Raw genomic sequence first — 24050 nt, forward strand, 5'->3', positions numbered from 1 at the left:
CGCGCAGCAGGCCTCCGGCGCGACCGACGCCCCCGGACGCGGCCGCAGCCGCCGCGCCGACCGGCCCGCGAGCGCCGCGGCCGAGACGACGACGGCCCCGGCGAGCGGCGACGAGCGCGGCGCGACGCCGCTGCTCGACCTCCCGGTCCGCGCCGCGACCAGCGGTGCCGAGCCCCGTGCCGACCGCTCCCGCGACGCACGCTCCGAGGCGGCCGCCGCGGTCGCGAGGCGCTCGGCGAGGGCGTGCGCCCGCGCGACGCGGGCGAGTCCCAGGACGACCGTGCCGCCCGCGCCGCCGCCGCCGTCGGCCTCGTCGCAGGCGAGCGGGGCTCGCGCCGTGCGGGCCGCGCCGCCGGAGCCGCCCGGCAGGTCGACGAGGACGAGACCGACACCTCGCGCACGGAGCGCACGGGCGAGCGCCCGGCGGACCGTCAGGACGAGCGGCAGGGCGAGCGCACGTCCGGCCAGCGTCAGCCCGAGCGCCAGTCCGACCGCCCGTCCGACCGGGACGAGGAGCGGGGCGGGCGCCGCCGTCGCGGGCGGGACCGCGGCCGCGACCGTGACCGCAAGCGCGGGCGGGGCCGCCAGGGCCCGGACGTCGCCGGCCTCGACGACGTCGAGCTGAGCGACGACGACGTGCTGCTGCCCGTCGCCGGCATCCTGGACATCCTCGACAACTACGCGTTCGTCCGCACGAGCGGGTACCTGCCGGGCGCGAACGACGTCTACGTCTCCCTCGGCCAGGTGAAGAAGTCGGGGCTGCGCCGCGGCGACGCGATCGTCGGCGCCGTGCGCCAGCCGCGCGAGGGCGAGGGGCAGGGCGGCAACGCGCGGCAGAAGTTCAACGCGCTCGTGCGCCTGGACTCGGTCAACGGCATGTCGCCCGAGGAGGCGCGCGAGCGGGCCGACTTCACCAAGCTGACCCCGCTGTACCCGCAGGAGCGCCTGCGCCTGGAGAACCCGGAGGCCACGCGCCTCACGCCGCGCGTGATCGACATCGTCGCGCCGATCGGCAAGGGCCAGCGCGGCCTCATCGTCGCGCCGCCCAAGGCCGGCAAGACGATCATCATGCAGCAGATCGCCAACGCGATCACGACCAACAACCCCGAGGTCCACCTCATGGTCGTGCTCGTCGACGAGCGGCCCGAAGAGGTCACCGACATGGAGCGGACGGTCAAGGGCGAGGTCATCGCCTCGACGTTCGACCGCCCGGCCTCCGACCACACGATCGTCGCCGAGCTCGCCATCGAGCGCGCGAAGCGCCTCGTGGAGCTCGGCCAGGACGTCGTCGTGCTGCTCGACTCGCTCACCCGGCTCTCGCGCGCGTACAACCTCGCGGCGCCGGCGTCGGGGCGCATCCTCTCGGGCGGTGTCGACGCGTCGGCGCTCTACCCGCCGAAGCGGTTCTTCGGCGCGGCGCGCAACATCGAGAACGGCGGCTCGCTGACGATCCTCGCCTCCGCCCTCGTCGAGACGGGGTCAAGATGGACGAGGTCATCTTCGAGGAGTTCAAGGGCACGGGGAACATGGAGCTCCGGCTGTCGCGCAACCTCGCCGACAAGCGCATCTTCCCGGCGGTGGACGTCAACGCGTCCGGGACGCGACGCGAGGAGATCCTCATGTCGCAGGACGAGCTGAAGATCATCTACAAGCTCCGCCGCGTCATGGGGGCGCTCGACCAGCAGCAGGCGATCGAGCTGCTGCTGGGCAAGCTCAAGGACACCCGCTCGAACGTCGAGTTCCTCCTGCAGGTCCAGAAGACGACGCCGCAGAGCTTCGCCGACGAGGAGAACGTGGGCCGCACGATCTGACGCCGTCGCGGACGCCGCCGCGCCCCGGGGTCTCCCACGCCGTCCGGCGCCGGGATGATTTCGGGGCGCGACCGCGTTCTGGCACAATGGCTCGTCGGCCCGCGTCGCGCGGGCCCGTCTGCGGTTCACAGGCCCGGGGTCTCCCGGCCTGACCCGGAGACATCGCACCCAAGGAGAATCCGTGAAGTCTGGAATCCACCCCGAGTACGTCGCCACCGAGGTCACCTGCACCTGTGGCAACACTTTCGTGACGCGCAGCACCGAGACGTCCGGCAAGATCAGCGCCGACGTGTGCAGCGCCTGCCACCCGTTCTACACGGGCAAGCAGAAGATCCTCGACACCGGTGGCCGCGTGGCCCGCTTCGAGGCCCGCTACGGCAAGAAGGCCTCCGGCAAGTAGCACCTCCGCAGCGCCGGCGGTCCGAGCCCGACAACCTCTCCAGGGGCAGTCGGCGAGCTCGGACCGCCGGCGCTGTCGCTGTACCCGGGGGCGCGCGTCGCGCGGGCCCCGGCGCCGCAGACACGCACCCGTCCCGCGCCGCGGGCCGTGCCCTTCCGGAGGAGCCTTCCGTGACCGACCCGTTCGACGCCGCCCGGCCTCTCCTCGCCGAGCACGCGGACATCGAGGCGCAGCTCGCCGACCCGTCGGTGCACGCCGACGCCGCCCGCGCGCGCACGCTCGGGCGCCGGTACGCCGAGCTCAACCAGGTCGTCGGCGCGTACCGCGCGTGGCGCGACGCCGCGGAGGACGCGGGCGCCGCGGAGGAGCTGGCCCGCGAGGACGACGCGTTCGCCGCCGAGCTCCCGGCGCTGCGCGAGGCCGCCGACGCCGCGTCCGAGCGCCTGCGCCGCGTCCTGGTGCCGCGCGACCCGGACGACGGGCGCGACGTCATCCTCGAGATCAAGGCGGGGGAGGGCGGCGAGGAGTCCGCCCTGTTCGCGGGCGACCTCCTGCGCATGTACCTGCGGTTCGCCGAGCGGCGGGGCTGGCGGACCGAGGTGCTGGAGGCGACCGAGTCCGACCTCGGGGGGTACAAGGACGTCCAGGTCGCCGTGAAGGCGAAGGGCACGCCCGCCGACCCCGCCGACGGCGTCTGGGCCAACCTCAAGTACGAGGGCGGCGTGCACCGCGTGCAGCGCGTCCCGGTGACCGAGTCGCAGGGCCGCATCCACACGTCGGCCGCCGGCGTGCTCGTCTTCCCCGAGGTCGAGGACCCGGGCGAGGTCGAGATCGACCCGAACGACCTGCGCGTCGACGTGTACCGCTCGTCCGGGCCGGGCGGGCAGTCGGTCAACACCACCGACTCGGCGGTGCGGATCACGCACGTGCCACGGGGATCGTCGTCTCGATGCAGAACGAGAAGTCGCAGCTGCAGAACCGCGAGCAGGCGATGCGCGTCCTGCGCGCCCGGCTGCTCGCCGCGCAGCAGGAGGCCGCGGCCGCCGAGGCGGCGGACCTGCGCCGCTCCCAGGTACGCACGGTCGACCGGTCCGAGCGGATCCGGACGTACAACTTCCCGGAGAACCGCATCGCCGACCACCGCACGGGCTACAAGGCCTACAACCTCGACCACGTGCTCGACGGCGACCTCGACCCCGTCGTGCGGTCCGCGGTCGAGGCGGACGAGGCGGCGCGGCTCGCCGCGGCGGGCGATGCCTGAGCATGCGGGCGGGCCGGGGCCCGATCGCCTCGCCGGTCCCGGCGGACGGGGGTCCGACGGCGGCGGCTCGCCTCGCTCACGCTCGCTGCGCTCGCTCCGCTACGGCGTGACGGCTTCGCCTCCGCCGTCGGACCCCCGTCCTTCTGCGTGGTCGCGCTGGGCGACGGCGACGCTCGCCGACGCGGGGGTGGCTTCCGCACGAGCAGATGCCGAGATCCTGCTCGCTCATGTGCTGGGCGTGGTGCGCGGCGAGGTCCGGCGGCTGGCGGTGCTGGACCGGCCGCTGCCCGACGACGCGGTGCGACGCTTCGCGGAGCTCGTCGCGCGGCGCGCGGAGCGGGTGCCGCTGCAGCACCTCACCGGGACGGCGCCGTTCCGGCACCTCGAGCTCGCCGTCGGGCCGGGCGTGTTCGTGCCGCGGCCGGAGACCGAGCAGGTCGCGCAGGTCGCGGTCGACGCGGCGCGCGCGGCCGTCGAGCGGGAGGGGCGGGCGGTCGTCGTCGACCTGTGCACCGGGTCGGGCGCGATCGCGCTCGCCGTCGCGACCGAGGTGCCGGGCGCCGCGGTGCACGCCGTGGAGCTCGACGCCGACGCGCACGGATGGGCCGCGCGCAACGTGAGCGCCGTGCGGGAGGCGACGGGCGCCGTCGTGCACCTCGTCCGGGGGGACGCGCGCCGGGCGCTGGCCGGCGGCCCGGGGGACGGCGGGCTCGACGGCGCGTGCGACGTCGTCGTCTCGAACCCTCCGTACGTGCCGCCGGACGCGGTCCCGCGCGACCCGGAGGTCGCCGAGCACGACCCGGCCGTCGCGCTCTACGGGCTCGGCAGCGACGGCCTCGAGGTCCCGCGCGGCGTCACCGCGGCGGCGGCGCGGCTGCTGCGGCGCGGCGGCGTGTACGTGATGGAGCACGCGGAGGTGCAGGCCGCGGACGCGCGCGCGATGGTCGAGGGCACCGGCGCCTTCACCGACGTGCGCACCGTCGCCGACCTCACCGGGCGCGACCGCATGGTCGTCGCGCGCCGCACGTCCGACGGCCCGCTCGGCTCTGTCGGCTCTGTCGGCCCGCTCGGCCCTGTCGGCCCTGTCGGCCCGGAGCGGTCCGACGGGCGTGGAAGGATGGGCCCGTGAGCTCCGTCCACCCCGTGACCGACCCGAACAGCTGGGGCGCCGGGATCGACGAGGCGGTGAACGCCGTGTCCCGCGGCGGCCTCGTGGTCCTGCCCACCGACACCGTCTACGGCATCGGCGCCGACGCGTTCGACCCCGACGCCGTCGCCGCCCTCCTCGCGGCGAAGGGCCGCGGGCGGCACATGCCGCCGCCGGTGCTCGTCCCGGACTCACGCACGCTCGACGGGCTCGCCACCGAGGTGCCCGACGACGCCCGCCGCCTCGTCGAGGCGCTGTGGCCCGGCGGGTTCACGATCATCCTGCGCGCCCAGCCGTCGCTGGCGTGGGACCTGGGCGAGACGCACGGCACGGTCGCGCTGCGCATGCCCGACCACGACGCCGCGCTCGCGCTCCTGCGCCGCACCGGTCCCCTCGCCGTGTCCTCCGCGAACGCGACCGGCCACCCGGCCGCGCTCGACGTCGAGGACGCCCGGGCCCAGCTCGGCGACGCCGTCTCCGTGTACCTCGACGGCGGGACGGCGCCGGGGGGAGTGGCCTCCACGATCGTCGACGCGACGTCCGCCACCCTGCGCGTGGTCCGCGCGGGCGCCGTCCCGCTCGAGCGGCTGCGCGAGATCGCCCCCGTGGACGGTCCGGACGACCGCGCGGACGCGCCCGAGGAGGAGGCGCCGGGGCCCGAGGAGCCGGGGGCGGGCGGCGGGTGAGGGTCTACCTGCTCGTCATGCTCGTCGCCGCCGCGGTGACGTTCCTGACGACGCCGTTCGCCCGGTGGCTCGCCACGCGCACGGGCGCGATCACCGCCGTGCGCGACCGCGACGTGCACACGATCCCGACCCCGCGCCTCGGCGGGGTCGCGATGCTGCTCGGCCTCACGGTCGCGATCGTGCTCGCGTCGCAGATGCCGTTCCTCGAGGGCGTGTTCGTCAGCGACGTCGACGGCGTGCCGATCGCGGACACGCGCGCGTGGGGCATCGTCGGCGCGGCCGCGATCGTGTGCGTGCTGGGGGTCGCGGACGACATCTGGGACCTCGACTGGATGACGAAGCTCGCCGGGCAGGTGCTCGCCGCCGGCCTCATGGCGTCGCAGGGCGTCGTGCTGTTCACGCTGCCCGTCGGCGGGTTCCAGGCGCTGCCGTCGTCGCGCGTGCAGCTCGCCGTGACGATCCTCGTCGTGGTGGTGGCGATGAACGCCGTCAACTTCGTCGACGGGCTGGACGGGCTCGCGGCGGGGCTCGTCGCCATCGGCGGGACCGCGTTCTTCCTCTACTCGTACGCCCTGACGCTGCGCACCACCCCGGACGACTACTCGAGCCTCGCGACGCTCGTCGTCGCCGCACTGGTGGGCGTGTGCGTCGGCTTCCTGCCGCACAACTTCAACCCGGCGCGCATCTTCATGGGCGACTCGGGCTCGATGGTGCTGGGGCTCGTCATCTCGGGCGCGGCGATCGTGGTGACGGGGAACATCGACCCGGGGGAGACGTCGGGCGCCGAGCGCCTCCCGGCGTTCATCCCGCTCCTGCTGCCCCTCGCGGTGATCCTCCTGCCGCTGCTCGACATGGGGATGGCCGTGGTGCGGCGCCTGCTCGCCGGGAAGTCGCCGTTCCACCCCGACCGCATGCACCTGCACCACCGCATGCTCGCCCTCGGGCACTCCCACCGCCGCGCGGTCCTCATCCTCTACGTGTGGACGGCGGTCTTCGCCTTCGGCGCCGTCGCGCTGGTGCGCTGGGACGCGCGGACGGTCGCGATCGGCCTCGGGATCGCCTCGGTCGTCGCGCTCGTGCTGACGCTCGGCCCGCTGCGCACGCGCGGCCGGTTCCTGGACGACCAGGACCCGCGGGCCGCGGAGCTCCCGGTGGCGACGGTGACGCCCGCGGCGCCGTCCGCCCCCACGACCGGTCCCGTGCCGGCGCCGGGGCGCGCCGCACGTCCGCACCCCTCCACCCCGACCTCCGCGAAGGAGTCCTGAGATGGCCTCGAACGTGCCCGAGCCCGCGCGACCCGACGACGGGCCGGCGGAGCAGACCGTCGGACCGCACGGCCGCGCGGTGCGCTCGGTGTTCCGGACCGCCCTGCGCGACGTGCTCGTGCTGCTCGGCGGGCTCCTCGTGCTCGGCGTCGCGGTGGGCGCGCTCGTCGCCGGCCTGCCGGGGGTCTGGGGCGCGCTGCTCGGCGTCGCGGTGGCGTTCGTCTTCTCCGCGACGACCGTGTGGGCGATGCTGCGGACCGTCGACGCCTCGCCCGCGACGACGGCCGCCGTCGTCATGGGCAGCTGGCTCGCGAAGATGGTCCTGCTGATCGTCGCGCTCGTGGTCCTGCGCGGCGCGGACTTCTACGACCGGTGGGTCTTCGCGGGCGTGCTGCTCGTCGGCGTGGTCGGGTCCGCGGTGATGGACTACCGCGCCGTCAACCGCGGCCGGATCCCGTACGTCGAGCCGGGCCCGCGCTGAGGCGCGGAGCGCCCCGGGACGGTTGCCCGGGGCGCATGAGCAGAATGTCACAAGCGGCCCGAGATCGGCGTGAGCACGCCGATCCATAGGTTAGGCTAGCCGCGAATCCATGACGCCAGGTCCGACGGCGTGCCCACGATCGCGTGAAGAGTGCCCGGGCCACACGACCATTGGGAGTCCACCCTGTCCACGCTTGCGACCCCCGTGCTCCTCGCTGCCTCCGAGGGCGAAGGTGGCTTCCACGCGCCGTCCATCGCCGACTTCTTTCCGCCGGCCATCCTCTTCGAGGGCACGCTCTTCCAGATCGACCGCATCTGGATCATCCGCGTCGTCGCGACCGTCGCCCTCCTGACGATCTTCGTCGTCGGCGCACGTCGCGCACGCCTGGTCCCCGGCCGGTTCCAGAACGCCCTCGAGATGCTCATCGACTTCGTGCGCGTGCAGATCGTCGAGGAGATCATGGGGAAGGAGAACGCGCGTCGCTTCGTCCCGATGATCGCGACCATCTTCTTCTCCGTCCTCGCGTTCAACCTCACGAGCGTCGTCCCGTTCCTCAACCTCGCGGGGTCGGCACGCATCGGGATCCCCCTCATCCTCGCGCTGTGGGTGCTCGTCACCTACTGGGCGGTGGGCATCCAGAAGCACGGCTTCGGCGGCTACCTGAAGAACAACCTCTTCCCGCCCGGGATCCCGTGGCCGATCTACCTCATCGTGACGCCCATCGAGCTGCTGCAGATCCTGGTGATCCGCCCCGCCTCGCTGGCGATCCGACTCGCGGCCAACATGATCGCCGGGCACATCATGCTCGTGCTGTGCTTCGCCGCGACCCAGTACTTCGTGTTCGAGGCCGTGCCGGCGATGAAGGCGTTCGGCGTGCTGACGTTCGCGGGCGGCTTCGCGATCACGCTGTTCGAGATCCTCGTGGCGTTCCTGCAGGCCTACATCTTCGCGCTGCTCGCCACGGTCTACGTCAACATGTCGCTCGAGGAGGAGCACTGACCTCCGGGTCGGGCACCGCGACCGAGCGCCGCACCACCAGTCTCACCATCAAGCGCACCACCCACGCGACGCCCGGCCGCCCGGCCGGCGCCCAACGGAAGGAACGAGCAATCGTGGACGTCACCACTCTCGCTGAGGTCTCCGGCAACATCGGGACCGTCGGGTACGGCCTCGCCGCGGTCGGCCCCGGCATCGGCCTCGGCATCCTCATCGGCAAGACCATCGAGGGCATCGCCCGTCAGCCCGAGGTCGCCGGCCAGCTCCGCGCCACCATGTTCATCGGTGTCGCGTTCGTCGAGGTGCTCGCGCTGCTCGGCCTGGTCGCCGGCTTCCTCTTCACCGCGTGATGTCCGCGCTGGCGCCCGCCGCGCTGGTCGTCGCGGCGGAGACGGAGGAGCCCGCGGGCATCGACCTGTTCCTGCCCGCCGGCTACGACATCCTGTGGTCGTCGGTCATCCTCGCCGTCATCGCGGTCGTCTTCTACCGCGCCGTCCTGCCCCGGTTCCAGGCGGTGCTCGACGAGCGCACCGCGAAGATCGAGGGCGGCCTCGCCAAGGCGGAGTCCGCCCAGGCGGAGGCCGCGGCGGCGCTGGCGGAGTACCACCAGCAGCTGCAGGAGGCCCGCACCGAGGCCGCGAAGATCCGCGAGGAGGCGCGCGCCGAGGGCTCCGCCATCGTCGCGGACCTGCGCGCGAAGGCGTCGGACGACGCCGCGCGCATCGTGGAGACGGCGCACCGCCAGATCGAGGCGGAGCGTCAGCAGGCGGCCGTGTCGCTGCGCAACGACGTCGGCGTGCTCGCGACCGAGCTCGCGTCGAAGATCGTCGGCGAGTCGCTCAGCGACTCCGCGCGGCAGAGCCGTGTGGTGGACCGCTTCCTCGACGAGCTCGAGGCCGCGGGTCCGGCTGCGGCGAGCGCCGCGGGCGGTCGGGCCGCCGAGGAGCGCTGATGCGGGGCACGAGCGGAGAGTCCCTGGCGCAGGCGCAGGAACGGTTCGAGCCGGTCCTGCGCTCCGCGGGAGCGGACGCCCTCACGCTGGGCGAGCAGCTCTTCGCGGTGACCGCGGCGCTCGACGAGTCGGCGCCGCTGCGGCGTTCGCTCGCCGACCCCGCGCGCTCGGGCGACGACAAGGCCGGTCTCGCGACCGCCGTCCTCGGGTCGGGCTTCGACGGTCGGGTCGTCGACCTCGTGGCCGGCCTCGTCCGGTCGCGCTGGTCGAACGACGACGACCTCGCGGACGCCGTCGAGCGCCTGGGCCTCGACGCGGTGCTCGCGTCGGCCGAGTCGCGCGGCGACCTCGAGAAGGTCGAGGACGAGCTCTTCCGCGTCTCGCGCTCGCTCGTCGGGCAGCGCGAGGCACGGCAGGTCCTGTCCGACGGCACGACCGACCCGGCACGCCGCGCGGAGTTCGTCCGCGCGCTGGTCGGCGGCAAGGTCGACCCCGTCACCGCGGTCCTCGCGGAGCACGCGACGCGTGCACTGCGCGGGCGCCGCTTCGTGGCGTCGCTCGGCTGGTTCGGCGAGGTCGCGGCGGAGCGCCGTCAGCGCCTCGTCGCCTCCGTGACGTCGGCCGTCGTGCTGGACCAGGCGCAGCTCGACCGTCTCGGCACCCTGCTGGAGCGCGCCTACGGGCGTGCCGTGCAGCTCAACGTCACGGTCGACCCGGCCGTGCTCGGTGGGCTGCGGGTCCAGGTCGGCGCCGACGTCGTGGACTCGACCGTGCTGTCCCGTCTCGCCGACGCCCGTCGACGCCTCGTGAGCTGACCCTCGCGGAGCGACGTCCCCCGACCGACCGCCGGCCACCGGCCGCACAACGACAACCGTTCGACCGCACCCGACCCACGAGGTGCGGCCACGACAGGAGAAGAGCAATGGCTGAGCTGACGATCCGGCCGGAGGAGATCCGGGCCGCTCTGGACAGCTTCGTGAAGTCCTACGAGCCCGAGGGCGCCGTGTCCGAGGAGGTGGGCCGGGTCACCCTGGCCGCCGACGGCATCGCCCAGGTCGAGGGTCTCCCGGGCGCGATGGCCAACGAGCTGCTGCGCTTCGAGGACGGGACCCTCGGTCTCGCCCTCAACCTCGACGTCCGCGAGATCGGTGTCGTCGTCCTCGGCGAGTTCACCGGCATCGAGGAGGGCCAGGAGGTGCGCCGCACCGGCGAGGTCCTCTCGGTCCCGGTCGGCGAGGGGTACCTCGGCCGCGTCGTCGACCCGCTGGGCAACCCCATCGACGGCCTCGGCGACATCGAGACCGAGGGCCGCCGCGCCCTCGAGCTCCAGGCGCCCGGCGTCATGGCCCGCAAGTCGGTCCACGAGCCGCTGCAGACCGGCCTCAAGGCGATCGACTCGATGATCCCGATCGGCCGCGGCCAGCGTCAGCTGATCATCGGTGACCGCCAGACGGGCAAGACGGCGATCGCGATCGACACGATCATCAACCAGAAGGCCAACTGGGAGTCCGGCGACCCGAGCAAGCAGGTCCGCTGCATCTACGTCGCCGTCGGCCAGAAGGGCTCCACGATCGCGTCCGTGCGCGGCGCGCTCGAGGAGGCCGGCGCCCTGGAGTACACGACGATCGTCGCGGCCCCGGCGTCCGACCCGGCGGGCTTCAAGTACCTCGCCCCGTACACCGGCTCGGCGATCGGCCAGCACTGGATGTACGCCGGCAAGCACGTGCTGGTGATCTTCGACGACCTGTCGAAGCAGGCCGAGGCCTACCGCGCCGTGTCGCTCCTGCTGCGCCGCCCGCCGGGCCGCGAGGCGTATCCCGGTGACGTCTTCTACCTGCACTCCCGTCTGCTCGAGCGTTGCGCGAAGCTGTCGGACGAGCTGGGCGCGGGCTCGATGACCGGTCTGCCGATCATCGAGACCAAGGCGAACGACGTCTCGGCGTACATCCCGACGAACGTCATCTCCATCACCGACGGCCAGATCTTCCTCCAGTCGGACCTCTTCAACGCCGACCAGCGTCCCGCCGTGGACGTCGGCATCTCGGTCTCCCGCGTGGGCGGCGACGCCCAGGTGAAGGCCATGAAGAAGGTCTCCGGCACGCTGAAGCTGGAGCTCGCGCAGTACCGCTCGCTCGAGGCGTTCGCGATGTTCGCGTCCGACCTCGACGCGGCGTCGCGCGGCCAGCTGCAGCGCGGCGCGGTGCTCATGGAGCTGCTCAAGCAGGGCCAGTACTCGCCGTTCCCGGTCGAGGAGCAGGTCGCGTCCATCTGGGCGGGCACCAAGGGCAAGATCGACGACGTCCCGGTCGAGGACGTGCGTCGCTTCGAGGCCGAGCTGCTCGAGCACCTGCGCCGCAACACCGACGTCCTGTCGACGCTCGCCGAGACCGGCAAGCTCGAGGAGGCGACCGAGGCGGAGCTCGCGTCGGCCGTGGACGCGTTCCGCAACGGCTTCCTCAAGGGCGACGGCTCGCCGCTCGTCGGCGGCGAGGACGAGCAGGGCGCGGACGTGGACGTCGAGCAGGAGCAGATCGTCCGCCAGAAGAGGGCCTGAGCATGGCTGGGTCCCAGCGCGTCTACAAGCAGCGGATCAAGTCGACGCAGTCGCTCAAGAAGATGTTCCGCGCGCAGGAGCTCATCGCGGCGTCCCGCATCGGCAAGGCGCGAGCGCGCACCGCGGCGGCCACGCCGTACGCCCGCGCGATCACGCGGGCGGTCTCGGCCGTGGCGACGCACTCGTCGACGCAGCACCCCCTGACGAGCGAGCGGACGGACACCAACAGGGTCGCGGTGCTCGTGGTCGCGTCCGACCGCGGCATGGCCGGCTCCTACTCGGCGTCGATCCTCCGCGAGGCCGAGCGCCTCGTGGAGCGGCTGACGGCGGAGGGCAAGGAGGTCGTCCTCTACGCGTCGGCGCCGCGCCATCTCGTTCTACACGTTCCGCGGGCGCGAGCTCGCGGGGACGGTGGTCCTACGGGTCGGACGCGCCGGACGCGGACGTGGCCGGGGAGATCGCGGACGCGCTCCTCGGGGCGTTCCTCGCCCCGGTGGCCGAGGGCGGCGTGAGCGAGCTGCACATCGTCCACACGCAGTTCGTCAACATGGTCACGCAGCGCCCGCGGGTGGTGCGCATGCTCCCGCTCGAGGTCGTCGAGGGCGTGGCGCCGGCCGGCAAGCACGACGTGCTGCCGCTCTACGAGTTCGAGCCGTCGCCGGAGGCCGTGCTGGACGAGCTGCTCCCGCGCTACGTGCGCAGCCGCATCTTCAGCTGCCTGCTCGAGGCCGCGGCGTCCGAGCTGGCGGCGCGTCAGCGGGCGATGCACACGGCCACGGACAACGCGGAGGACCTCATCCGCACCTACACCCGGCTCGCGAACCAGGCGCGCCAGGCGGACATCACCCAGGAGATCAGCGAGATCGTCTCGGGCGCCGACGCGCTGGCGGCCTCGTGACGCCCCGCCGGGTGGTCCGGGCCGCAGCGCCCGCCACCATCACCGACATCATGACCGACACCGCCGGGCAGCGATCCGGCACTGCGAAGCGAGGCAAGCAATGACCGCCACCACCGTGGAAGCAGCACACGGCGCGGCCCCGACCGAGCCGGGCATCGGCCGAGTCGCTCGCGTGATCGGCCCCGTCGTGGACATCGAGTTCCCGGCGGACGCATCCCCGACATCTACAACGCGCTCCAGGTCGACATCGACCTGTCGACGCAGGGCGAGGGCGAGAAGAGCTTCACGCTCATGCTCGAGGTCGCCCAGCACCTCGGCGACTCGCTCGTGCGCGCCATCGCCCTCAAGCCGACCGACGGCCTCGTCCGCGGCGCCCAGGTCACCGACACGGGCGCGCCCATCAGCGTCCCCGTCGGCGACGTGACCAAGGGTCGCGTGTTCAACGTGACGGGCGAGGTGCTCAACGCCGCGGAGGGGGAGCGCGTCGAGATCACCGAGCGCTGGCCCATCCACCGCAAGCCCCCGGCGTTCGACCAGCTCGAGTCGAAGACGCAGATGTTCGAGACGGGCATCAAGGTCATCGACCTGCTCACCCCGTACGTGCAGGGTGGCAAGATCGGCCTGTTCGGCGGTGCGGGCGTCGGCAAGACCGTCCTCATCCAGGAGATGATCCAGCGCGTCGCCCAGGACCACGGCGGTGTGTCGGTGTTCGCGGGCGTCGGTGAGCGCACGCGTGAGGGCAACGACCTCATCCACGAGATGGAGGACGCGGGGGTCTTCGACAAGACGGCGCTCGTGTTCGGCCAGATGGACGAGCCGCCGGGCACGCGTCTTCGCGTCGCGCTGTCCGCGCTGACGATGGCGGAGTACTTCCGCGACGTGAAGAAGCAGGACGTCCTGCTCTTCATCGACAACATCTTCCGCTTCACGCAGGCGGGCTCGGAGGTCTCGACCCTCCTCGGCCGCATGCGTCCGCGGTGGGCTACCAGCCGAACCTCGCGGAGAGATGGGTCTCCTCCAGGAGCGCATCACCTCGACGCGTGGCCACTCCATCACGTCGCTCCAGGCGATCTACGTCCCGGCCGACGACTACACCGACCCGGCGCCGGCGACGACGTTCGCGCACCTCGACGCGACGACGGAGCTCTCCCGCGAGATCGCCTCTCGCGGTCTGTACCCGGCGGTGGACCCGCTGGCGTCGACGTCGCGCATCCTCGACCCGCGGTACGTGGGCCAGGAGCACTACGACGTCGCCACCCGCGTGAAGTCGATCCTGCAGCGCAACAAGGAGCTGCAGGACATCATCGCGATCCTCGGTGTGGACGAGCTCTCGGAGGAGGACAAGACGGTCGTCGCGCGTGCGCGCCGCATCCAGCAGTTCCTCTCCCAGAACACCTACATGGCCGAGAAGTTCACCGGCGTCGTCGGCTCGACCGTCCCGCTCAGCGAGACGATCGAGGCGTTCAAGAAGATCGCCGACGGCGAGTTCGACCACATCGCCGAGCAGGCGTTCTACAACATCGGCGGCCTCGAGGACCTCGAGCGCAACTGGGCCCGCATCCAGGAGGAGTACGGCTCCTGACGCGTCGTCCGCGCGGGGCCGGGCCGTCCGGCACGGCCCCGCGCGTCGTCGTCCGCGGCCCGGTGACGGGCCGCCCCAGAACGTCCGCCGGACGAGGTCCCTGCGAGAGCAGAGGCCGTGGTCCGGCCCCTGATCCGGGCCAGCACCGGGAACGAAGGAGATGCAGTGGCTGAGCTGAACGTCGACCTGGTGGCGGCGGACCGCAAGATCTGGTCGGGTGCCGCCCTGCGGGTGAGCGCTCCCGCGGCGGACGGCGAGATCGGCATCCTCGCCGGGCACTCGCCGCTGCTGTCCGTGCTGCGGGAGGGCACGGTGCGCATCGCGCTCCCGGCGGGCTCGCCGGTCACCGTGCGCGTGTCCGGAGGGTTCCTCTCCGTGGACTCGAACCAGGTCACGATCGTCGCGGACTCCGTCGAGTCCGTCCCGTCCCGCTGATCCCGGGACCGCGATGACGCTCCCCGCCTGGATCGCGCTCGGCCTGCTCCTCGCAGCGCTGGTCGTGGCCGGGCTGGGCGCGCTGCGCCTGCGGGCGCTCTCGCGCCGCGTCGGCTCGTTCGAGTGCGGCCTGCGGACGGCGGGCGCGGAGAGCGCGTCGTGGACGCTCGGCATCGCCCACTACGGCGTCGGGCGCATCGACTGGTGGCGCTCGTGGTCGCTGTCCTGGCGTCCCGGGCGCACGTGGTCGCGCCACGACCTCGTGATCGTCGGGCGCGAGCCGTTCGGCGGGGCCGACGCCCGCCCCGACAGCTACCTCGTCCGGTGCCGCTACCGCGAGCAGGAGCTCGAGCTCACCATGGCGCGGGCCGCGTACGAGGGCCTCGCCTCGTGGCTCGAGGCGGCGCCGCCGGGTCGGCGGGACGTCGTCGTCTGACGCCGCTCCACCGGTCGCGCGCCCCGGAAGGCACCGCCCGGAAGACCCGACCCGGAAGGACCCATGCGTCTCGTCGTCGCCCGCTGCTCCGCCCGCTACACCGGCCGGCTGTCCGCGCACCTGCCGCTCGCGACCCGCGTGCTCCTCGTCAAGGCCGACGGGAGCGTCCTGCTCCACTCGGACGGCGGCTCGTACAAGCCGCTCAACTGGATGAGCCCGCCGTGCTCGCTCGCCGTGCGCGAGCCGTCGGAGGAGGCCGTTGGGCGCGGGGTGAGCGAGGTGTGGGCGGTCCAGCACGCCAAGAGCGACGACCGCCTCGAGATCGAGCTGCACGAGGTCCTGCACGACAGCTCGCACGACCTCGGTGTCGACCCGGGCCTCGTCAAGGACGGTGTGGAGGCGCACCTGCAGGAGATGCTCGCCGCGCAGATCGAGCTGCTCGGCACCGGGCACACGCTCGTGCGGCGGGAGTACCCGACGGCGATCGGCCCGGTGGACATCCTCGCCAAGGACGCGGCGGGGGCGACGGTCGCCGTCGAGATCAAGCGGCGCGGTGACATCGACGGCGTCGAGCAGCTCACGCGCTACCTCGAGCTGCTCAACCGCGACCCGTTGCTCGCGCCCGTCCGGGGCGTGTTCGCGGCCCAGGAGATCAAGCCGCAGGCGCGCGTGCTGGCGACCGACCGGGGCATCGGGTGCCTCGTGCTCGACTACGACGCGATGCGCGGCGTCGACGACGTGGAGTCGCGGCTCTTCTGAGCCACCCGCCCGCCGCCCGTCCCGCGGTCGGGGCGCTTCCCCTCTTCCCGGCCTGGCGAGCGGTCGCGTGTGCTAATTTTCGAACATGTTCAGAAACCCTCTCGCGGAACCGTGAGATGAGCGGCTCGACCCCCAAGTCCGAGCGCACCCGCGCGCGCGTGCGCGAGGTCGCGATCGGCCTGCTGCGCGACGTCGGCTACGAGCGCACCACCATGCGCGCGGTCGCGCAGGCCGCGGGCGTGAGCACCGGCACCGCGTACTACCACTTCGCGTCCAAGGACGAGCTCGTGCAGGAGCTGTACCTCGAGGTGCAGCGCGACCACGCGCGCCGCGCCGCGCCGGTCCTCGCCGCGGGCGGGACGCTGGGGGAGCGGCTGCGCGGCGTCTGGGGTGCGGCGGTCGACGCGTTCGGGCCGTTCCACGGGTTCGGCGGCGAGTTCGTGTCGGTCGCCGTCCGCCCGGGGTCGGCCGCGAGCCCGTTCTCCGCCGCGTCGGGCCCGGCGCGTGCGCTGTCGCGCTCGCTGTTCGACGAGGTGGTCGAGGGTGCGACGCCGGCCGTCCCGCCGCGGCTGCGTGCCGGGCTGCCGGAGCTGCTGTGGCTCGCCCAGCTCGGCATCACGCTGTTCTGGGTCCACGACACCTCGCCCGGGTTCGCGCGCACCCGTCGCCTCGTCGACCAGGGGTCCGCGCTCGTCGGCACCCTCGTGCGGCTCGCGCGGCTCCCCGTCGCGCGCGGGGTGGTCGACGACGCGCTGCGCCTGCTGCGGGCGGTGCACCCGGTGCCGGACGGACGCGCATGAGCGCCGCCGGATCGGTGCTGGTGACGGCGCTCGTCGCGCTGGGCATGGTCGTCGTCCTTCCGCTCGGTCTGCGGCTCCTCGACGACGTGGTCCCGGCACCGAGGTCGTTCGTGTGGCCCGCCGCGGGGCTCGCCGGCGCGGTCAGCCTCGTCGTGCCGCGCGGGTGGTTCGCCGTGGGGCTCGCGGCGTGCTTCGCCGCCGTGGCGGCCGTCCTCGTCGTGGCGGCGGTCCGGCTCGGCGTGCGGGCGCTCTCCCGGGGAGGGGCGACCGGCCCGGCGTCGTCGGCCCGTGCCGCGTCGACCGCGGCGACCGCCGTGGCGCTCGTCCTCCCCGCCGTCGGCGCGGCCGCGCTCGTCGCCGAGCGTGGCGGGTGGGGACTGCTCGGGTTCGGCGGCACGTACCTCGCGCTCACCGTGCCGCACATGCTGTACGCGGGGTTCGGCGCCGCGCTCGTCGCCGGCGCGGTGGCCGCGCTGGCGCGGCGGGCCGGCGGTCCGGACCCGCTCGCCGTCGCCGGCGCCTGGGGCGTCCCGGTGGGCACGGCGCTCGTGCTGGCGGGCTACTTCGTGGGCGACGCCGCCGAGCTCGTCGCGCGCTGGTGCTCGCCGGTGCCTGTGGGCGACGGCGTGGGCGACGACGCGGTCGCTCGTCCGGGGGAGGAGCACGCCGCCGGCCGCGCGCGTGCTGCTCGCGACGGGCGCGGTCGCCGTCGGCGCGTCGATGGTCCTCGCCGTGTGGTGGGCGGTGGGGGAGGCGACGGGTCTCCCGCACCCCGGGCTGGACGCGATGGCCGCGACGCACGGTGTCGCGAACGCCCTCGGCTTCGTGCTGTGCTCGCTCGTCGCGGTACGGCTGGTCCGGCGCGGGGCGAGGGACGACGGTGCGCCGGCGCTCGTGCCGCGCGCGCACGACGGCGGTGCCGTGCCGCCCGGAGCGGAGGAGGTCGCATGACGTTCACCTACCCCGAGGTCGGGGCGACGCGGTCGGGCACGCGCCCGGACGGGTACCGGCACCTGACCCTCCGGCGCCGGGTCTCGCGCCACGCCCACCCCGCCGAGGACCTGGCGTGGCTCGGCGAGCAGCTCCTCACGTGGCGCGTCCACGCCGCCGCACGGGTCCGTCTCGAGGCCGACGCGCCCGCCGCGGCGCCCGGCGTGCGCGTGACGACCCTCCTGGGCGCCGGACCGGTCGTGCTCCGCGAGGCGTGCGAGGTGGTGTGGGTCGAGCGCGGGGCGGACCGCGTCGCGTTCGGGTACGGCACGCTGCCGGGGCACGCGTTCGTGGGGGAGGAGATGTTCGCCGTCGAGCGGGACGCCGCCGGCGACCTGTGGTGGCGCATCGAGGTCTTCAGCCGGCCCGCGCCGTGGTGGCTCCGCCCGTTCGCCCGGGTCGTCCCGCTCGCCCAGCGGACGTTCGCGCACCGCCTGGGACGCGGGGCGGCGCGCCTCCTCGCCCGCCGGTCCGGCTGAGCGGGCACCGGGTGCGGCGAGTTTGTGCGCGAGGTATACGAAGTGCGCCAGAATGGCGTCATGGCCGACCGCGACCTGCGCCCCCCGCCCGCCCGTCGGACGCCTCGCCCCGACGTCCTCACCGGGCGCGTCGTGCTCCCGGCCGCGGTGCTCGACGACGGCGCGGTGGTGCTCGACGGTGAGCGCCTCGCCTGGGTGGGTGCGCGACGCGACCTCACCGCGGCCGGGTACCCGGATGCCGCGCCGGACGCCGGGCCCGGTGAAGGGCGCACCATCCTGCCCGGGCTGGTCGACCTGCACGACCACGGCGGCGGCGGGGCGAGCTTCCCGGACGCGACGAGCGCGCACGAGGCGCAGGTCGCGGCGCGCGAGCACCTGCGCCACGGCACGACGAGCCTGGTCGCCTCGCTCGTGACCGCCGCACCGGACGTCCTGCTCGCGCGCACCGCGACCCTCGCCGACCTCGCCGACGACGGCGAGCTCGCCGGCATCCACCTGGAGGGACCGTTCCTGTCGGCGGTGCGCTGTGGCGCGCAGAACCCCCACGACATGCGCGACGGCGACCCCGCCCTCGTGCGGGCTCTCGCCGCCGCCGCCCGCGGCCACCTGCGCACGATGACCGTCGCGCCCGAGGTGCCGGGCGTCGTCGGGCGCGGCGGCGTGATCGAGGCCCTCGCGGACGTCGGCGCCGTGCCCTCGATCGGGCACACCGACGCGACCACCGAGCAGACCGAGGCCGCGATCGAGGAGGCCCTGGCCGCGCTCGCGGCGGCGGGGCGGCCGGGTGCACGCCTGACCGCCACGCACCTGTTCAACGGGATGCGCCCGCTGCACCACCGCGAGCCCGGGCCCGTCGCGGCGTGCCTCGCGGCCGCGGCCCGTGGGCAGATGGTCGTCGAGCTCGTCGCGGACGGCGCGCACCTCGCGCCCGGCACGGTGCGCAGCGTCATGGAGCTGGTCGGACCCCGCGTCGCAGCAGCGGCCGGCCAGGTGGGCGGGGCGGACGCCGTCGCGCTGGTCACCGACGCCATGGCCGCCGCCGGCATGCCCGACGGCGCGTACGACCTCGGCCCGATGCACGTCACCGTCGCCGACGGCGTCGCGCGCCTGACCGACGGCGGCGCGATCGCCGGTGGGACGAGCCACCTGCTCGACGTCGTCCGCGCCACCGTGGCCGCCGGCGTCGCCCTCGTCGACGCCGTGCGCGCGGCCTCCTGGACCCCGGCCGAGGTCCTCGGACTCACTGACGTCGGCGGCCTCGTCGCGGGGCGCCGGGCCGACCTCGTCGTGACCGACGCCGACCTGCGCGTGCGCGAGGTCCGGCGGGCCGGGCGGCCCGTGCCCGCCGTCACGACGGCGCGCGGCTGACCCGCTCCTGACCCGCCGCCGACCGCCGCTGACCTGCGGCTGACCCGCCCAGCACCGCGCCCGCGCCGACCTCCGGGGTGCGGCGGGCTTGACGAACCCCATTTGTTCATCCAATACTCGTTTCAGCGAAGCGCTTCGACGATGCGTTTCGACGAAGCGCTTCGACGGCGCTTCCGCCCGACGGCGACGCCGGGCACGACCGAGGCCGACCACAGGGGAGTGGCGAGATGGCGACGATGCAGGACGTGGCGCGACGCGCCCAGGTCTCGCTGAGCACGGTCTCCTACGCACTGTCCGGCACGCGCCCGGTGTCCGACGCGACGCGCCGGCGCATCGAGGACGCGATGGCCGACCTCGGCTACCAGCCGAACGCGATGGCGCGCGGCCTCGCGTCGCGCCGGAGCAACGTGCTCGCGCTCATCTACCCCGCCATGGAGAAGGGGCTCGGCGGCACGGTCGCGGAGTTCGTCTCGAGCGCGGCCGACACGGCGCGGGAGAACGGGTACCACCTCGTCCTGTGGCCCTTCCGCACGACCCAGGCGTCGGAGGTCCGCGACCTCGTGCGCCAGGGCATGGCGGACGGCGTCCTGCTCATGGAGGTCGCCCTCGACGACGACCGCGTCGACGTCCTGCACGAGGCGGGCGTGCCCTACACGATGATCGGGCGCACCCGCGACGTCACGGACCGTCCGTCGGTCGACATCGACTTCGGCCGCACGACCGATGACGCCGTGGGGCACCTCGTCGACCTGGGTCACCGCCACATCGCGCTCGTCAACCACTCCCAGGCGACGGTCGAGGACGGGTACGCGCCGACGTTCCGCGCCGAGGAGGGGTTCGACGCGGCGATGCGCGCCCGCGGGCTCGAGCCCCTCAGCCTGCGCGTGGACGAGTCGCCCGAGGCGGGCCGCACGGCCGTCGGGCGGCTCCTCGACGCGGAGCCGCGGCTCACGGCCCTCGTCACCATGAACGAGATCGCGACCTTCGGCGTCGTCGCCGAGCTCCAGCAGCGGGGCATCGCGATCCCCGGCGACATGTCGATCCTGTCGATCGTCACGTCGCCCGGCGTCGGGGCGATGAGCAACCCGCCGCTGACCACGATGCACGCGCCCGGGGCCGAGCTCGGTCGCCTGGGCGTGCAGAAGCTGCTGTCCCTCGTGGACGGCTCCCGTCCGAGCACACCGAACGTGCTCATCCCCTGCGCCCTCGAGCCCGGAAGCAGCGTCGCACCCGCGACGCACGGCGACGGGCGTCCCGACGGCGGGCTCCCGGCCCGCTGACCACACCTGACCGGGCCCGGACCCGGTCGCTCGTCCGGCCGCGTGCGCCGGAGACTCGATGAGGAGGACACGCACATGCTGCGATCCCGGAAGACCCCGTTCGTCGCTGCCGTGGTAGCCCTCCCGCTCGCCCTCGCGGCGTGCGGCAGCGGCGGCAGCGGAGGTCCGACGACCAGACCCTGACCATCTGGCACTACGAGAACGACGACTCCGCCATGGGGCAGGCCTGGGCGAAGGCGATCGAGATCTTCGAGGAGGAGAACCCCGACGTCGAGGTCGTCGTCGAGAAGCAGACCTTCGAGCAGATCCAGAAGAACGCGAAGATCGTCCTGACCGGCGACGACGTCCCGGACCTCATGGAGTACAACAAGGGCAACGCCACCGCGGGCCAGCTCGCGGCGCAGGGCCTGATCACCCCGCTCACCGACGCCGCCGAGGAGCGCGGCTGGGCCGACAAGCTCAGCGGGTCGCTCCAGACCACCGCGACGTACGACGAGCAGGGCCTCATGGGGTCGGGCGACTGGTACGGGGTGCCCAACTACGGCGAGTTCGTGGGCGTCTACTACAACAAGGACATGTTCGCCGAGCAGGGGCTCGAGGTCCCGACGACGCTCGAGGAGTTCGAGGACGTCATGCAGGCGTTCACGGACGCGGGCATCACCCCGCTCGCCGAGGCCGGCGCCGAGTACCCGATGGGCCAGCTCTGGTACGAGCTCGTGCTCGCGAACGCGGACCGCGAGTTCGTCGACCGCTACCAGCTGTTCGACGGCGAGGTCGACTTCCACGGCCCCGAGATGACGGCCGCGACCGAGAAGCTCGACGAGTGGATCAAGGCCGGCTACGTCGCCGACGACTCCGCCGCGCTGACCGCGGAGGACATGGGCGTGTCGTTCATCAACGGCACCTACCCGATGATGGTCTCCGGCTCCTGGTGGTTCGGCCGCGTCGTCGAGGAGATGGACGCCGACTGGGGCCAGTTCAACTTCCCGGGCAACACGCTGCAGGTCGGCTCGTCCGGCAACCTCTGGGTCGTGCCCACGAACGCGGACTCGCCCGAGCTCGCCGAGGAGTTCATCGACATCACGCTGCGCCCCGAGGTGCAGAACGTGCTCGCCGAGAAGGGCGGCCTCCCCGTCGCCGGTGACGCGTCCGTCATCAGCGACGAGCGCACCAAGGAGCTCACCGAGAACTTCCAGGCGATCCTCGACGAGGACGGCCTCGCGTTCTACCCCGACTGGCCCGTGCCCGGCTACTACGACGTCGTCGTGAGCCAGCTCCAGTCGCTCATCAACCAGTCGAAGACCCCGTCCGAGGTCCTCGACGGGCTGCAGACGCCCTACGAGGAGGGCAAGGCGGACCTGCTCGACAGCTGACCGGGCCCGTCCCGGTGCCCGCGGGGCCGGCCGCCACCACCCGGTGGGTCGGCCCCGCGGCCCGCACGACAGCACGGCCCGCACGACAGCACGGCCCGCACGACAGCACGGCCCGCACGACAGCACGAGGCGCTCCGCCCCGGCGCGCCCCTCCCGACACGTCTCGCCCTCGACACCTCACGCCCTCGGCGAAGGAGACCGTCATGCCCACCCGAACCGACGCGGCCCCCGGCACGACCGGCCGCGCGACGGCGACCCCGCGCCGGCGGCGCCGTGCCGCCTGGGTGCCGTACCTGCCCTACCTGATCCCCGGCGCGGTGGCCTTCGTCGTCGTGATCGGCTACCCGTTCGCGATGAACGTGTACTACAGCCTGTTCAAGTGGCGTGGCGGCATGGCGCCCCTGCGCTGGAACGGCCTCGGCAACTACGCCGACCTCATGGACGACGCGGCGTTCTGGACGTCTTTCCAGAACTCGATCGCGATGATCGTCGCCATGGTGGTCGTGCCGACGCTCGTCGGGCTGATCCTCGCGGCCGTCCTCTTCGACGTCCTCGGGCGCAGGTTCGGGCCGCGCGTGTCCACGGTGCTGCGCGCGACGTACTACCTGCCGCAGATCCTGCCCGTCGCGGTGGCGGGCGTGCTGTGGAACTGGATCCTCAACTCCCAGACCGGGGCGCTGAACGTCATCCTGCGCGGCGTCGGCATCGAGGACCCGCCGAACTGGCTCGGCGACCCGTCCACCGCGCTGCCGAGCGTCATGCTCGTGCTCATCTGGGTGCAGATCGGGTACCCCGTCGTCATCTTCATGTCGGCGCTCCAGCGCGTCGACCCCGAGCTGTACGAGGCGGCCGAGCTCGACGGAGCGGGGTGGTGGCGCCGGTTCCGGGCCATCACGATCCCGCAGATCCGCCCCGAGACGTTCGTCGTCACGCTCACGTGCACCGTCGCGGCGCTCAAGGTGTTCGGCCCCATCTACGTGCTCACGCGCGGCGGCCCCGAGAGCTCGACGCTCGTGCCGAGCTACTACTCGTACCTCAACTTCTTCGACAAGTCGAAGGTCGGCTACGGCGCCGCGGTCGCCACCGTCCTCACCGTCGTCATCATCGTCGTCGCGGTCGTGATCCTGGGTCTGCAGAACCGGGCCGAGCGCCGAGAGCTGGAGGGTCGCTGATGACCACCACCACCGCCGTCCCCGCACCCACCCCGGACGCGACGGGCACGAGGAGGCCGCAGTCGTCCCGCCGCAAGGAGGACGCCCGCCACAAGCGCGGCGTGGGCCGCTGGATCGTCCTGGCACTCGCCGTCGTCGTCGCGCTCCTCATGCTCGCGCCGTTCGTCATCATGGTGCTCAACGCGTTCAAGTCGCCGTCCGAGTACTCCCAGGACGGTCCCCTGAGCATCCCGACGCAGCTCTACCTCGACGGCGTCCAGAACTTCTGGACCCGCACGAACTTCCCGCAGAAGCTGTGGAACTCGGTCTTCATCTCCGCGCTCGTCGCCGTCTTCGGGACGCTGCTGTCGCTCCTCAACGCCTACGCGATCGGCGTCGGGCGCATCAAGGGCCGCCTGTGGATCGTCACGCTGTTCCTCGTCGCGAACATGCTGCCGCAGGAGGCGCTGATCTACCCGCTGTTCGACATGGCGCAGCAGGTGGGGCTGTCGAACTCGCAGTGTCGGTGATCATCATCTTCACGGTCATCCAGTCGGCGTTCGGCACGTACCTGCTCGCGTCGGTGCTCGGCACGTTCCCGCCCGCGCTGCTGGAGGCGGCGGCGCTCGACGGCGCGAGCCGTTGGCGCATCCTGTGGCAGGTCGTCTACCCGATCGTCCGGCCGACGCTCGGCGTCCTCATGATCTTCTTCTTCATCTGGACGTGGAACGAGTTCTTCATCCCGCTGGTCATGCTCACGACCAACGACACCCAGACGATCCCGATCGCGCTCGCGTCGCTCCAGGGCGACCGGATGATGGACGCCCCGACGACGAACGCGGGCGCGCTCGTCTCGCTGATCCCGGCGGTGATCTTCTTCCTCATCTTCCAGCGCACCCTCACGCGCGGCGTGACGGCGGGCGCGGTCAAGTGACCGCCCGCCCGG

General features: G+C 73.4%; 19 protein-coding genes and 7 pseudogenes. All 26 read left to right on the plus strand.

Annotated features, from left to right (window positions below; all coding sequences use genetic code 11):
- Positions 1-1811 (plus strand): annotated as a pseudogene (gene rho, locus BJF88_RS17430) (transcription termination factor Rho); the annotation flags it as partial.
- A gap of 181 nt (positions 1812-1992) precedes the next feature.
- Positions 1993-2211, plus strand: coding sequence for a 50S ribosomal protein L31 (gene rpmE / locus BJF88_RS17435; protein WP_075829727.1), 219 nt, complete (start codon positions 1993-1995; stop codon positions 2209-2211).
- 170 nt (positions 2212-2381) lie between these two features.
- Positions 2382-3472, plus strand: a pseudogene (gene prfA, locus BJF88_RS17440) (peptide chain release factor 1).
- Between the two features lie 160 nt (positions 3473-3632).
- A pseudogene (gene prmC, locus BJF88_RS17445) lies at positions 3633-4601 on the plus strand (peptide chain release factor N(5)-glutamine methyltransferase); the annotation flags it as partial.
- The gene (locus BJF88_RS17450; protein ID WP_075829728.1) at positions 4598-5305 is read left to right on the plus strand and encodes an L-threonylcarbamoyladenylate synthase; all 708 of its coding nucleotides are present in this window, start codon (positions 4598-4600) and stop codon (positions 5303-5305) included. The pseudogene prmC and the gene BJF88_RS17450, both read left to right, overlap by 4 nt.
- Complete coding sequence (locus tag BJF88_RS17455) at positions 5302-6570, plus strand: glycosyltransferase family 4 protein (RefSeq protein WP_075829729.1); 1269 nt, start codon at positions 5302-5304, stop codon at positions 6568-6570. Before BJF88_RS17450 ends, BJF88_RS17455 begins: the two co-directional genes overlap by 4 nt.
- Position 6571: 1 nt before the next feature.
- Positions 6572-7051 carry a hypothetical protein gene (locus BJF88_RS17460; protein WP_075829730.1) on the plus strand — a complete coding sequence of 160 codons (480 nt, stop codon included), beginning with the start codon at positions 6572-6574 and terminating at the stop codon, positions 7049-7051.
- 204 nt (positions 7052-7255) lie between these two features.
- The gene (gene atpB, locus BJF88_RS17465) at positions 7256-8050 is read left to right on the plus strand and encodes a F0F1 ATP synthase subunit A (protein WP_255372152.1); all 795 of its coding nucleotides are present in this window, start codon (positions 7256-7258) and stop codon (positions 8048-8050) included.
- 113 nt (positions 8051-8163) lie between these two features.
- Positions 8164-8397, plus strand: coding sequence for an ATP synthase F0 subunit C (locus BJF88_RS17470; RefSeq protein WP_075829731.1), 234 nt, complete (start codon positions 8164-8166; stop codon positions 8395-8397).
- Positions 8397-8999 (plus strand): F0F1 ATP synthase subunit B, encoded by a 603-nt coding sequence (locus BJF88_RS17475; protein WP_075829771.1) that lies wholly within the window; start codon positions 8397-8399, stop codon positions 8997-8999. Before BJF88_RS17470 ends, BJF88_RS17475 begins: the two co-directional genes overlap by 1 nt.
- Positions 8999-9814, plus strand: a complete 816-nt coding sequence (locus BJF88_RS17480) for a F0F1 ATP synthase subunit delta (protein WP_075829732.1) — start codon at positions 8999-9001, stop codon at positions 9812-9814. Before BJF88_RS17475 ends, BJF88_RS17480 begins: the two co-directional genes overlap by 1 nt.
- A 107-nt stretch (positions 9815-9921) precedes the next feature.
- Entirely contained in the window at positions 9922-11553 is a 1632-nt protein-coding gene (atpA, locus tag BJF88_RS17485; protein ID WP_075829733.1) for a F0F1 ATP synthase subunit alpha, read from the plus strand.
- A 2-nt stretch (positions 11554-11555) separates the two neighbouring features.
- Positions 11556-12451 (plus strand): annotated as a pseudogene (locus BJF88_RS17490) (F0F1 ATP synthase subunit gamma).
- Between the two features lie 100 nt (positions 12452-12551).
- A pseudogene (gene atpD / locus BJF88_RS17495) lies at positions 12552-14033 on the plus strand (F0F1 ATP synthase subunit beta).
- 165 nt (positions 14034-14198) lie between these two features.
- Positions 14199-14468 (plus strand): F0F1 ATP synthase subunit epsilon, encoded by a 270-nt coding sequence (locus BJF88_RS17500; protein WP_075829734.1) that lies wholly within the window; start codon positions 14199-14201, stop codon positions 14466-14468.
- A gap of 13 nt (positions 14469-14481) precedes the next feature.
- On the plus strand, positions 14482-14904 hold the full coding sequence (locus BJF88_RS17505; RefSeq protein WP_075829735.1) for a DUF2550 domain-containing protein: 423 nt from the start codon (positions 14482-14484) through the stop codon (positions 14902-14904).
- A gap of 63 nt (positions 14905-14967) precedes the next feature.
- The gene (gene nucS, locus BJF88_RS17510) at positions 14968-15663 is read left to right on the plus strand and encodes an endonuclease NucS (RefSeq protein ID WP_075829736.1); all 696 of its coding nucleotides are present in this window, start codon (positions 14968-14970) and stop codon (positions 15661-15663) included.
- Between the two features lie 116 nt (positions 15664-15779).
- Entirely contained in the window at positions 15780-16463 is a 684-nt protein-coding gene (locus BJF88_RS17515) for a TetR/AcrR family transcriptional regulator (RefSeq protein ID WP_075829737.1), read from the plus strand.
- A pseudogene (locus BJF88_RS23975) lies at positions 16460-17044 on the plus strand (YndJ family transporter); the annotation flags it as partial. The gene BJF88_RS17515 and the pseudogene BJF88_RS23975, both read left to right, overlap by 4 nt.
- 31 nt (positions 17045-17075) lie before the next feature.
- A complete protein-coding gene (locus BJF88_RS23980) occupies positions 17076-17414 on the plus strand; it encodes a YndJ family transporter (protein ID WP_369824678.1) in 339 nt (112 codons plus the stop codon).
- Positions 17411-17932, plus strand: coding sequence for a DUF1990 family protein (locus BJF88_RS23985; protein WP_075829772.1), 522 nt, complete (start codon positions 17411-17413; stop codon positions 17930-17932). Before BJF88_RS23980 ends, BJF88_RS23985 begins: the two co-directional genes overlap by 4 nt.
- 60 nt (positions 17933-17992) lie before the next feature.
- Entirely contained in the window at positions 17993-19300 is a 1308-nt protein-coding gene (locus BJF88_RS17530; RefSeq protein WP_075829738.1) for an N-acetylglucosamine-6-phosphate deacetylase, read from the plus strand.
- Positions 19301-19527: 227 nt separating this feature from the next.
- Positions 19528-20580, plus strand: a complete 1053-nt coding sequence (locus BJF88_RS17535; protein ID WP_083649252.1) for a LacI family DNA-binding transcriptional regulator — start codon at positions 19528-19530, stop codon at positions 20578-20580.
- A 140-nt stretch (positions 20581-20720) separates the two neighbouring features.
- Positions 20721-21953, plus strand: a complete 1233-nt coding sequence (locus BJF88_RS17540) for an ABC transporter substrate-binding protein (protein ID WP_255372153.1) — start codon at positions 20721-20723, stop codon at positions 21951-21953.
- Positions 21954-22156: 203 nt separating this feature from the next.
- On the plus strand, positions 22157-23125 hold the full coding sequence (locus BJF88_RS17545; protein WP_083649253.1) for a carbohydrate ABC transporter permease: 969 nt from the start codon (positions 22157-22159) through the stop codon (positions 23123-23125).
- Positions 23125-24038: pseudogene (locus BJF88_RS17550) on the plus strand (carbohydrate ABC transporter permease). The gene BJF88_RS17545 and the pseudogene BJF88_RS17550 overlap by 1 nt, the downstream one beginning before the upstream one ends.
- Positions 24039-24050 lie beyond the last annotated feature (12 nt).

Source organism: Cellulosimicrobium sp. CUA-896 (assembly GCF_001942335.1).
GTDB lineage: Bacteria > Actinomycetota > Actinomycetes > Actinomycetales > Cellulomonadaceae > Cellulosimicrobium.